The sequence below is a fragment of the Streptomyces sp. UF-297 genome (assembly GCF_058245575.1).
The window spans coordinates 1-305 of sequence record NZ_JBSIBZ010000281.1 but is presented as its reverse complement, the minus strand read 5'-3'; the positions used below and the strand labels follow the sequence as shown (position 1 = coordinate 305).

Here is a 305-nt window from a genome sequence, read left to right as displayed (position 1 = left end):
GACTCCGCGGCAGAAAGCACCGCCTTCCAATCCACCGGCAGCCCACCGACATACGCCTGCGCCAGCGACGTGATCAGGCGCCGGGCACCACCGTTGTCCCGCTCCAGCGTGCCCACGACCAGGACGTCAGCACTGCCCGCATCCTCGGCGGTCTCCGTCACCGCGGCGGTCAGCACCGGGTGCGGCGAAGCCTCCACGAACGATCCGTAACCAGAGGACATCAGGACACGTACGGCTTCTTCGAAGCGGACCATCTGCCGCAGATTCGCGTACCAGTACGCGGCATCCACCTCACTGCCCGACAC

Annotated in this window: 1 protein-coding gene; it reads right to left on the bottom strand. The window is 66.9% G+C overall.

Going from position 1 to position 305, the window contains the following annotated elements; all coding sequences use genetic code 11:
* Window positions 1-254, bottom strand: a 254-nt coding sequence (locus tag AC4IJH_RS43830) for an acyltransferase domain-containing protein (protein WP_490857620.1), incomplete at its 3' end; no start/stop codon positions are given.
* Window positions 255-305 lie beyond the last annotated feature (51 nt).